Genomic DNA, 10,558 nt, shown 5'->3' on the forward strand with positions numbered 1-10,558 from the left:
TTGTGCACGTTCCAGGTGAGTAGGCTCCGGCACCCTGTTGCTCCCCTTCTGTCAGGCTTCCTTCGGGACGGCGAATTCCTCGATGTAGCCAGAGAATCGTCCGGCCAAGGCACCGGCCGACAGCCCGAACCGTTCCGCGCGGTAGGAGTGCCCGCCGGAAGTGCGGTTCGCGGCCAGATAGCGGTCCATGCGCGCACGCACGTCCTTGGTGAGCGGAAGATCCGCGGCCTCGCAGATACGGGTGACGACCTTCATGGGATCGCCGATCAGATCCGCGTAGCGCACATCCAGCAACGGCTGCCGGAACGGCCCGTCCTCCCGGCGAAGACCGTCCAGGACGGGCGCGACCCGGTTCAGCCAGTAGTCCCCGATCTCACGGTCGTCCACGTCCGCGGAGCTGGCCCCACGCACGGCGGACGTCAGGCTGCAGACACTCGCCACCGCCACCGCCGGGGACCGGTGCAGGCGGATGACCAGCGCGTCCGGGTACACCTTGGCGAGGTCGTCCAGATACCACAGGTGGGACGGCCCTTTCAGGAGAATCCGGTCGCCGGGCACGCGGTCCAGCAGGACCGACAGCTGGGTGCGGTGATACCGGTACACCGGGACCATCGACCGGCCGTCCAGCCATTCCGAGTACCGGGGAACGTGGTATCTCAGCGCGAAAATCGGGTCGTGGAAAGTGTTGGCCGTCAACCGATGACACTCTTCGGGCAGCCCGGCACGCAACGGATGGATGCGCTCGAACTCCGGCGCCAGCCGGTGGTACTCCGCGACGTAGGCCTCGCACTGCGCGATCAGGTCATCCGGCGGATCGCGCCGGGCGGGCGCCATCATTTCCCACAGTGCCGGCGCACGAAGCAGAGGGTGTTGCGCGAGCAAGTGCTGCAGGAAGGTGGTTCCCGTACGCAGGAGCCCGGTGATGACGACCGGCCGGATCCGTCTCCGTTCCAGCTCCGGTTTCTCCGCGACCCGGCGAGCCGTCTCGATACGTTCGACGAGCGAGCGCACAAGTGACTTCCTCGCTCTACTGTGTCCCGCGGGACTCAGTCGTCCTTCTTCATCGAGCGAACGCACGAGCTGTTCCAGCGCCGTCGAATGCGGGAGTTCGGCTTCGTCATCACCGGAGACACGCCGCGCGGAATTCGCCAGACCCACTGGATCCAATGATTCCCGCTTGACCGAGACGTCCTGGTTCGACTTCACGCGACCTCCCCGCTCACGGTACGAAGAAATGACGACAGCGTTCACCGGTGCGACTGTGGCAATTCAGCCGACTATGCTGTTTCGGCCGACTGAAGAGGGTTCATCGGCGCACGACAGGCACTCGCTCCACAGTGAAGGCATGAACGAATCACGCCTTCCATTCCCGTGTCATCCGGAACCCCCAGAAGATCCATTGCCTGCGAGTGTAGCAGACAACGGTGCTATTTCGTGAAATTCTGACGCCATCACACCTTGAGTCGAACGAACAAGATCAATATGATGATTTCGCAGCCACGACGTCCGATCACCATTGATTCTATTGCGCTCAACGCAGGCTTGCCATTCCGGAGGGCGCCATGATCGCAATGAGTCATAATCACACCCTCGACGCATTGGCAAAAAGGTGAACACGGCAAAGCGGGAGCCGGCGACGAACACACTCGGCGATCGGATTTATTTCAGCCGCTCGCACGCAATGTCGATGACGGGAGTCCACCATGACGAGCCACTCGCCACATTAAGAGCAAGCGACAGAAAGATGCCCGAGCCAAAGCCTTTGCCGTAACGGCGAGAACATCAGAGCGACAGCTCTGAACTCATCTTCCGCGCAACTCGAGCGCGACCGCGCCCAGCACCAAAGAGCCGCCGACGAAAGCGCCGATCCACAGCGGTTCATCAAGCACGGTCGCACCGATCGCGGCGCCGACAAGCGGCGTGATGTAGGCATAGGTACTCACCAGCGGCGCCGGTGCGCTCTCCAGCAGGCGCGTGTAAAGCATGAAGCCGACAAGCGAATCGAAAACGAGGAGGAAGACCGCCGCACCCGCCGACGTCCAGCTGATATCCGCCCAGCGACCCGGATCGAGCTGACCGAGTGCCAGCGCGACCAGCAACAACACCGTCCCACCGGCCAGCAATTGAACCGCACTCGCGACGACTCGATCGAGCGGACGCTCGACATTGGCCGTCAGAAGACTTCCCGCCGCCCACAGGATCGGTGCGACACAGAACGCCGCCACCGCCCAGGGAGCGCCGCCGATGGCACTGCCCGGTGCCGTCAGCACGACGATCACGATCCCACCGAAGCCTGCCACGAGGCGGATCCAGGACGCGATTGTCGACCGGACCCCGGTCAAACCGCTGAGAAGCACCACCCACAGCGGGATCGCCGCGGCGAGGATCGCACCGAGGCTGGCGGTCACCGCGGTCAGCGCCACGGTGGCGAGCCCCTGCCCGCCCACCAGCAACAGCACCCCGGCGATTGTCAGCGTCCGCACTTGCCGGCGCGTGGGCCGCGGACGCTTGCGTGCCACACCGGCGAGCACGATCCCGGCCAGCAGGAAGACCAGCGCCGCTCCGCCGACCGGCGGGATCGTGTCGACCATCAGCTTCATCGCCGGGATCGCCGAACCCCAGCACACGTAGAGCGCGAGCAGCAGAAGCACGGTGCGATCGGAAGGCACTGCCGCCCTCCGATCGCCGCCCGGACGCCGGGTCGTTCTGCCGGTGATCATCGTGGGATCCTCGTACTCTCTCGATCCGCATCGCCCGCTCGCGCGAGCGACGTCAGGTCATCTCCACCAGCAAGAGGGCGTATTTCACGGACGGTTCCTCGTAGGATTCCATGATACGCATTCCCACCGCATCCAGCAGTTCGTCGAGTTCGTCCTCCTTGAACTTGTGCGAAGTGTCGACGGTGACACGCTCGTCCGCCTTGATCACACCGCGCAGATTCAACTCGGAAAGAGTGAACGTGACGTCCACCTTCGGCCATATCTGCGCTTCCATACGGCAGGCGTCCGTGTTGTAGTTCAGCCTGCTCTGGAAGACGGACGGGTCGAAGTCGCCACCGAAAAGCCGGTTCAAGCAGGCCAGCCTGTTGGTCAGGAAGTGGTGCCACAGGTCGTGACCGGGAGGGTCGTTGTACGCGGTTTCGAGAGCCGGACGCGACTTGTCGAAATCGACGCCGACCATCAGGACGTCGCCGCGGCTGCCTGCCGACCTTATTCCGGTCAGCAGTTCGTGCCGCTTCTGTTCACTCATATTGCCCAGCGAACTGCCCATGAACATGAACAACCGAGATGCTTCAGGCCGCTGCTCCACGACCTTCAAGCCACTGTGGTAGTCGCCGGCCACCGGCCAGACCTGGAGGCCGTCGATGGAACCGGCGAGCCGGGCGGACGTCCTCATCAACATTTCTTCCGAAACGTCGATCGGCACGTACCTCAGCGACTCGGACGGCATGGAAGACATTCGGCGCAGCAGCAATTCGGATTTCGTGGCGGTACCACAACCCAGTTCGACTATCTCGTCTCGTTTCACGAGACCGCAGATCGAGTCGATGTTGCCCGCCAGCAACTCCCACTCGGTGCGATACGGGTAGTAGGTTTCCAGATCACAGATCCGCGCGTACAGGTCGGAGCCTCGCTCGTCATACCCGTACACGGTGGGGATCACGCGTGGAGCTTCCGAAAGGCCCGCTATCAGCTCCTGAATCTCGCTCGTGGCATCGTCGACGCGCACGTCGATCAGATCGTTCACCGCACCCATTCCGCCATCCAATACGTAGATTTTCAAGAACGGACAAGCTTTGTCGATCTCACCGGAGAGCAGCACGGGCCGGCGCCGTCGAACGCCGCATGCCCGCGTCAGCGGGCCGAAGCCAGGCCCGCGGCAGCTATATGCGCGTTTTCGATCGCTTGCCTTCCCGCCACCGAGGCGGCTCGCGCCTGCTCGACCCAAAGCTGCATCGTGGCCAGGGCTTGTGCGGGCTCTCCCGCAAAGGGACCGTCGGCCACTTCGAGCGCGTCCGCCCCGGCTCGTCGCTCCAGTTCCCGGACAAGGACTTCGAGCATTCCGTCGATGGCGCCGAGCGTGTGCCCCAGAAGCCCCAGTTCCTCGACGAGCATCGCCGTGGCGACCCCGTTCGCCGGCATAGCCGCAGCCCGGCGCGTCGCCGTGCGGGCCACCCTGAGCAAATCCCCGTGGTTGCATTGATCCAGAGACTCGGTGCGAAACGGCATAGTCACGGCTCGACCTGTCGCTTCACGGAGCAAGAGCTCTGAAATCGGCAGGTACCCGACCTGTTCACCTCCCCACGACAGTATACTGCCATCGGCGACAACATGCTGTCAACGCGAAGACAAGGTGATGTGACGGTGAGCGGAGCAGTGGAGGCGTACCGGCTGCTGATCGCCGACGTGTACGAACTGGCCGGGCTGAGCCGCAGGATCGGTGAGCGTGAGGCCGTCGGCGAAGGAACCACCGTCGCGCGCTGGCACGTCCTGAGCGTGGTGTCGGAGACACCGTCCGCCGTGCCGGAAATCGCGCGTCGGCTCGGACAGGTACGCCAGGGTGTGCAGCGCGTTGTCGACGACCTCGTCGAGTCGGGACACCTGACTCGGCATCCGAACCCGGGTAACCCCCGGTCGCCCAAGGTCGGCGTCACGCCGGCAGGTCACGCCCTGCTCGAGAAACTCTGGGAAGTCAGCGAACGCTCACGTCAGCGGGTCACCTCGACTGCCGACCTCGACGAGCACACGCTCCAGGAGACGCGCAGCGTCCTGCGCCGGTTGACGCTTTCCCTGAAGGAACTCGAAAGCCTCCAGAACGATGGCCGGACCACCGGACCGTCGTGAGTCATGCCCATACGTTCCGGATGACAGTGTGACCACGCGTCAGCGACGAACCACTGAAGGCGGGCCAGACATGCGCCGAGTCCGTTGATTTGCCTGCTTCGCCCCCGGCAGGGGTTGTGTCAGTCCTTCAGCGCGAGAGCGATCGAGTCGGCGATCGGCGTGGTGGGCCTGCCGATCAGGCGGCCGAGTTCGCCGTCCGTGCCCGCCAGTTCACCCTTTTCGATGGCCATCTCCACACCGGTCAAATTCGCGGCGAGCGGCGCGGGGAGCCCGGCGTGGCCGCTGAGGATCTCAGAGAAAGTCTCGGCCGAGACGGGCTTGTAGGCGATTTCGCGGCCAGTCTGTCCGCTCAGCTCGGCCGCGAACTCGGCAAAGCCCCATGCGGTGTCGCCACTGAGCTCGTAGGTCTTGTTCTCGTGGCCCTCACCGGTGAGCACGGCGACCGCGGCGGCCGCGTAGTCGGCCCGGGCAGCGGAGGCGACGCGTCCCTCTCCGGCAGCCTGGGTGACGGTGGAGGTCTGGAGCACCGGGGCGAGCCGCTCGGTGTAGTTCTCGTTGTACCAGCCGTTACGCAGGAACACGTACGGCAGACCGGCTTCGAGGATCGCGGTCTCGGTACCCCGGTGGTCGTCCGCGAGCGCGGCGGTCAGAGCGCCAGGGGCGCTGGTGTACGCGAACAGTGCGACGCCGGCCGCCCTCGCGGCGCCGAGAACGACCTTGTGCTGCCTGATGCGGCCCTTGTCGAACTCGTTGCCGGAAATGAGGAGCACCTTGTCCCCCGCCGCGAACAGGCCGTCGAAGGTCTCCGGCTCGTTGTAGTCGGCGATCGCGATCCGTACCCCGCGGGCCGCGAAACCGGCGGCCTTCTCCCGGCTACGGGCGACGGCGGTGATCTGCCCGGCCGGAACCTTCTCCAGCAAGCCCTCGATGACGAAACGGCCGAGGCTGCCGGTGGCGCCGGTGACGACGATGCTCATGCTCGTACTTCTCCTTCTGGGTCGATGCGCCCAACCTTGAAGCCACGCTCACAATTTGGGAAGTACCCACCTTGAAGTAAGGTACTGTCATGGACGTAAGTGCGATGACGCTGGTGGACCGCGTCCGGCTCGCCGGTGGCGACACGATGTGCCCACAGCGCCTGGTACTCGAACACGTCACCAGCCGCTGGGGCACACTCGTCCTGATCGCACTGCTTGATCGCCCGTACCGCTTCAACGAGTTGCGACGGCAGATCGGCGAGGTCAGCGAGAAGATGCTCGCCCAGACACTCCAAACGCTGGAACGCGACGGACTGGTTCACCGCGACGCCAAGCCGGTGATCCCGCCCAGGGTGGACTACTCCCTCACCGAACTCGGCAAGGAAGCAGCGGACCAGGTGAACGGCCTCGCTCACTGGACGGAGCGGCGGATGACGGCCGTACAGAAGGCGCGAGCGGATTACGACGCCGCGAAAGCGCGACTCGGCTGAACACGTCGCGGCGATTCGTCGAATCCGTCCGCGTTCGGGCCTGCCGCCGCTAGGGTGCGTGCATGGCGGAGTTACCGGTCGGCTCAGTCTTGGTCCGCACTTGGTTCGGTGACGACAGTGCCTGGGATTCTCTGGTCCACGAGGTACGGACGCCCAGCGATGAGGGGTTCCAGGCGAGTGTCGCCGTGGTGAACGATCCAGCGTTCTCGGGTTTGAGCGCCGAAGCGTTGAAGGCAAAGCAGACGGCTGGAGCGATCGTTTCGTTCCTCGCGGACAAGACGACCCTCACGAACGCCGAACATCCCATCCTTGCCGTCTGGGTTCTTCCGCTCCGGGACGTTGATCATCAGCCGTTCCGGGTGGTGTCCGCCGAGCTGCCGAGCGTGGAGAACAACATCAACCTGGGAAACATGGACTGGGAAGACTTCACGGGGTCGGTGAGCGCCGACGGTGTGTTCCGTGGATTCTGACACCGAGGTGGCGATCACCCGTGTCGACGACTCCGTGTTCGAGGGCACGGGAACCGGGTCGAGCGAGTGCTACACCTGGGTCGTCCAGTTCGTCCGTCTCGACTGGCGAGGACTGCTGGACCAGCTGGAATCCCTGCCCTGACCCGATCCGTACTCCGTCCAGGTCTTCGTCCCGGGCGATCATCGGAGCAGCACCCCAACGGCCGTCCGAGCGCGAGGCTCCGCCGGTCGAACGGGGTCGTCATGACCCGGTACCGGCGACCTCCGCCGTGCGGACGGTGAGCGGAGTACCTTGCATACACGTTGTCGGCGTTCCGGGCCGGAGCGAGCCCCGCACGACGGCCTCCACGCCCGGCTTCAGCTCGGGCACCGGACGCACCAGGAGATACTCGCGGTCAGGTGCGGCGAGTACCAGGCACCCGGGTTCCACGCCGTTTCGCACGGTGCCTCGTACGGTCACTTCCGTTCCCGAAGGCGCAGGCGCTGTGGGTGTTGCCGACACTCCGCCGGGCGGCACCGGAGAGGGCCGGTCCGAAGGCGCACATCCGGTGGCCACGGCCAAGACCACGGCCATCGCCACCACACCGATACGCATTTTTCCTCCTCTGGAAGAGATCGCGGACTCCGCGGGATCAGAGTCCGGTCGTCGCACACCGTCGAGGGGAAGTCGAGGTGTCGTTGCACCGCCCAGATGTCGTCGTGGCGCTCCGGAGGCAGGATCCCGTGCCGGATCGCCCACCGCCACCCATCCGATGGGCACGACCGTGTCGGCGGCGAGCACCGTGTTCGCGTGCACCACGGCGTTGTCGCGCACTTCGACGTGCCCGCCCAAGCGCGCCCCGGGGAAAACCGCGCAACCGGTGGCCGGGAAACAACCGTCGTCGCCGATCCGCGCCGGATACGCGGCCCGTCCCCGCACGAGGGCGTTCTCCCTCACCACCCAGCGCCTGCCGACGCGGACCTCACCGTCCTCCGCCGTGAGCACGGCCCCGAAGAGCACTCTCGCGTCCGCCCCGACCCGCACATTCCCGCACAGCACCGCGGTCGGTGCCACGTAGGCGCTCTGATGGGCCTCCGGGCGACGCCCTCGATGTTCGTACAGCGGCATCGTCGCCTCTTCCTGGTCGCACTTCGAACGTGACGCGTACCCGGCCAGGACGAGCGGGAAACACGGCCGTCACCCGGATCGGCGGTTTGTCCGCCGAGGTGCCGGGTAGCCGACAAGTTCGGAGAACCGACGCGGAGGTGAACGAGCATGACGATCCGGACCACCACACGCGAGACCGCGCAGGACCCCGCACGGACACAGGAAGGGGCCGTCGGATCCACCGGCTCCTCCGAGGTCTCGATCGGGCTTGTCCTGCTGGCGGGTGTGTACTTGATCTTGTCACCCTGGGTGATCGAGTTCACCGGCACCTTCGGCATGGCAGCGACCAACATGATCAGCGGTATCGTGCTGGCGCTCTTCGCCGCCGGATGCGCCCGCTCCGTCGGCCTGCGCACCGTGGCCTGGGTGATTCCGGTCCTCGGCGTCTGGATGATCGCCTCGCCATGGGTGATTTCCCGGGGCCGTGGCCTGGTGCCGCTCGACTATCCGGGTATGCCGGAACTGAACACGGCGACCTGGCTGAGCAACGTGATCGCCGGCGTGACCGTGCTGGTCGCCGGAATCGCGCTCGCGCTGTCGGCGCGGCGACGCCCGACCCACCGGTGACGACGGCAAGCACGCATATCCGAAAGCGGATCGGGTACCCCGGAGCCATGGTCCCCGCTGATTCGAATCGGAAAGGGACAGGAAGGAAGCCATCATGGGCCAGCTCGTCCGCGATCTCATGACCACCGACCCGGTCGCCCTGCCCGCCGACACACCGGTCCGCCGGGCGGCGCAAGCGATGCGCGACAAGGACATCGGCGACGTCCTCGTCCTCGACGGAGACCGGCTCGCCGGGATCGTCACCGACCGCGACATCGTCATCCGTGCCGTCGCCGGCCAGGACGACCTCGCCGATTGCCGCCTCCGGGACGTATGCAGCTCACAGGTCGTCACCGTCTCCCCCGACGAGGACGCCGACGCCGCCATCTCCCGGATGGCCGGCAACGCGGTGAGACGCATCCCCGTCGTCGACAACGGCCGCCCGGTCGGCGTGTTGTCCCTCGGCGACGCCGCAATGGAATACGACCCGAACTCCGTGCTCAGCGAAATCAGCGCCGCCGAAGGCAACCGGTGACACCCGGCTTCGCCGAGTCAGCCCGTTCACCGCCCCGGGCTTCCCGCGTCCGCGACGCGGTTCGTCCTGTCTCGCGAACCGCGGAGTACCTGGTGCCCGCTCACACCGCCTGCACGCCTGCGCACAGGCCGCCGTACACGCCTCGAGGGTGTAGCGGATGGTGTCGGTGGCGTACCCCGTGTGCCGGGACAACAGACGTCCGGTGGTGTCGCGGAGATCGGCGCTCCTTCCGGCGATTCGCAGGCACTGGTCTTCAGGTGCCCCTGGCCGCTGAGGGCGGTCTGACGTCTCAATGGCGGCCGCGGAGTCGATACGCCACCGCGAAACCCAAGGCGACCCCACCGAAAACGTCGGTCGGCCAATGAACATGCGTCCTGACCCGGCCGTAGCAGACCACGAACGCGAGCGGAGCGACGGCCACGCCTGCCTTCGGCGAGCGAAGGGCGACCGCGGTGGTGAACGCGGCAGCCGTCACCGCGTGCTTCGACGGGAACGAGGACGAAGTCGGCCGTTCCGGCAGGGATTCGCGGGCGGGCAGGCGACGCGTGGCGGGACGAGGACGGCGGATCAGCGCGCTGAGCAGATGCCCGCTCAACATGCCCGCACCGGCGGCCACCAGCCCGCATACCCCGGCCCGGCGGGAAGATCCCCGGCGCACCGCGAGCAATCCCGCGACGACGAACCACAGCAGGCCCCCTCGCGCCGCGGTCGTCGTCGCGACCACGACCGGATGCGCCCGCGAGGTCGGCAGGCCATGGTCGTCCAGTTTCCGTAGCGCTTCTTCACCTACCGGCCACATCGGTTGTGGACACCTCCTGCCGATGACTTACCCCGAATGGGCGAAGATCATTCGGGGTAAGTCCTAAGGCAGAGACGCCCGTTTGCTGTCGAGATCGGCGAGCAGGTCACCGTATTCGGCGGCGCGGTCGCGCACGTCGTCCGCGGTGAACACCAGCTGTGTCGCGCGGCGGCAGGCGCGGACCTCGTCCCAGTTCACCGGGGGTCGAGTCGGTGGGACGGTCGCGGCCGCGCAGCGAGTACGGCGCCACCGTGGTCTTGGCGGGGTTGTTCTGGGACCGGTCGATGAACACCCGCCCGGCCCGCTGGGCTTTGGCCATCACGGCGGTCACCCGGTCCGGTGTCTCGCGGGCCAGGCGCTGGGCGAGTTTCTTGGCGTAGGCCGACGGGGGGGCCGCGGGGTCGTCTGTGGTGATGGCGCAGTAGAGCTGCACGCCTTTCGAACCAGATGTCTTCGCCAGCGGGGAAAGTCCGTCTTCGGCCAGTGCGTCGTGCAGTCGTTCGGCGACGCGACAGCAGTGCACGATCGAGGTTCCCGGACCGGGGTCGAGATCGAACACCAGCCGGTCCGGCGGACGGCGGGCACCGTCGTCGCCGACGGTCCATTGTGGAACGTGGAGTTCGAGGGCCACCATGTTCGCCGCCCACACCACGGCGCGGCCGAGCGCCGCGCCCTTCCGCCGAACTGAGACCGTGCCGGCTACCGATCAACTATGGAGGTCCTTGTGCGAGGGCAAGGACCATCACGCG

At 66.2% G+C, this 10,558-nt stretch carries 13 protein-coding genes and 1 pseudogene; 7 read left to right on the top strand and 7 right to left on the bottom strand.

The genetic code is table 11. The features are described 5' to 3' along the window. Positions 1-51: 51 nt before the first annotated feature. The 4 genes from AC069H_RS18385 to AC069H_RS18400 all read right to left on the bottom strand — a co-directional run bounded on the left by AC069H_RS18385 (position 52) and on the right by AC069H_RS18400 (position 4,142). The gene (locus AC069H_RS18385; RefSeq protein WP_478228018.1) at positions 52-1,206 is read right to left on the bottom strand and encodes a sulfotransferase family protein; all 1,155 of its coding nucleotides are present in this window, start codon (positions 1,204-1,206) and stop codon (positions 52-54) included. A 596-nt stretch (positions 1,207-1,802) separates the two neighbouring features. Then, positions 1,803-2,720: an EamA family transporter gene (locus AC069H_RS18390; RefSeq protein WP_478228019.1), complete on the bottom strand. Its 918-nt coding sequence runs from the start codon at positions 2,718-2,720 to the stop codon at positions 1,803-1,805. 52 nt (positions 2,721-2,772) lie between these two features. Beyond that, positions 2,773-3,822 carry an L-histidine N(alpha)-methyltransferase gene (locus AC069H_RS18395; RefSeq protein ID WP_478233114.1) on the bottom strand — a complete coding sequence of 350 codons (1,050 nt, stop codon included), beginning with the start codon at positions 3,820-3,822 and terminating at the stop codon, positions 2,773-2,775. Between the two features lie 32 nt (positions 3,823-3,854). Then, entirely contained in the window at positions 3,855-4,142 is a 288-nt protein-coding gene (locus AC069H_RS18400) for a hypothetical protein (RefSeq protein ID WP_478228021.1), read from the bottom strand. A gap of 222 nt (positions 4,143-4,364) precedes the next feature. On the opposite strand from AC069H_RS18400, the gene AC069H_RS18405 reads away from it, so the two are divergent. Beyond that, positions 4,365-4,844, top strand: a complete 480-nt coding sequence (locus AC069H_RS18405; protein ID WP_478228022.1) for a MarR family winged helix-turn-helix transcriptional regulator — start codon at positions 4,365-4,367, stop codon at positions 4,842-4,844. Between the two features lie 119 nt (positions 4,845-4,963). On the opposite strand, the gene AC069H_RS18410 is transcribed toward AC069H_RS18405, so the two are convergent. Then, complete coding sequence (locus AC069H_RS18410; RefSeq protein WP_478233115.1) at positions 4,964-5,821, bottom strand: SDR family oxidoreductase; 858 nt, start codon at positions 5,819-5,821, stop codon at positions 4,964-4,966. A gap of 89 nt (positions 5,822-5,910) precedes the next feature. On the opposite strand from AC069H_RS18410, the gene AC069H_RS18415 reads away from it, so the two are divergent. The 6 genes from AC069H_RS18415 (at position 5,911) to AC069H_RS18440 (ending at position 9,010) form a co-directional block, all read left to right on the top strand. Continuing rightward, positions 5,911-6,312, top strand: coding sequence for a winged helix-turn-helix transcriptional regulator (locus AC069H_RS18415; protein ID WP_478233116.1), 402 nt, complete (start codon positions 5,911-5,913; stop codon positions 6,310-6,312). Positions 6,313-6,374: 62 nt separating this feature from the next. Continuing rightward, on the top strand, positions 6,375-6,782 hold the full coding sequence (locus AC069H_RS18420) for a DUF6924 domain-containing protein (protein WP_478233117.1): 408 nt from the start codon (positions 6,375-6,377) through the stop codon (positions 6,780-6,782). After that, entirely contained in the window at positions 6,772-6,924 is a 153-nt protein-coding gene (locus AC069H_RS18425; protein WP_478233118.1) for a hypothetical protein, read from the top strand. The genes AC069H_RS18420 and AC069H_RS18425 overlap by 11 nt, the downstream gene beginning before the upstream one ends. Before the next feature lie 610 nt (positions 6,925-7,534). After that, positions 7,535-7,840, top strand: coding sequence for a hypothetical protein (locus AC069H_RS18430; RefSeq protein ID WP_478228026.1), 306 nt, complete (start codon positions 7,535-7,537; stop codon positions 7,838-7,840). 197 nt (positions 7,841-8,037) lie between these two features. After that, positions 8,038-8,496: an SPW repeat protein gene (locus AC069H_RS18435; RefSeq protein WP_478233119.1), complete on the top strand. Its 459-nt coding sequence runs from the start codon at positions 8,038-8,040 to the stop codon at positions 8,494-8,496. A gap of 94 nt (positions 8,497-8,590) precedes the next feature. Then, positions 8,591-9,010 carry a CBS domain-containing protein gene (locus AC069H_RS18440; protein WP_478233120.1) on the top strand — a complete coding sequence of 140 codons (420 nt, stop codon included), beginning with the start codon at positions 8,591-8,593 and terminating at the stop codon, positions 9,008-9,010. Positions 9,011-9,299: 289 nt separating this feature from the next. On the opposite strand, the gene AC069H_RS18445 is transcribed toward AC069H_RS18440, so the two are convergent. Together AC069H_RS18445 and ligD are read right to left on the bottom strand one after the other, a co-directional pair. Beyond that, a complete protein-coding gene (locus AC069H_RS18445) occupies positions 9,300-9,809 on the bottom strand; it encodes a phosphatase PAP2 family protein (protein WP_478228029.1) in 510 nt (169 codons plus the stop codon). A 63-nt stretch (positions 9,810-9,872) separates the two neighbouring features. Further along, positions 9,873-10,461: pseudogene (ligD, locus tag AC069H_RS18450) on the bottom strand (non-homologous end-joining DNA ligase LigD); the annotation flags it as partial. Between the last annotated feature and the right edge of the window lie 97 nt (positions 10,462-10,558).

The sequence above is a fragment of the Amycolatopsis sp. NPDC043887 genome (assembly GCF_056435665.1).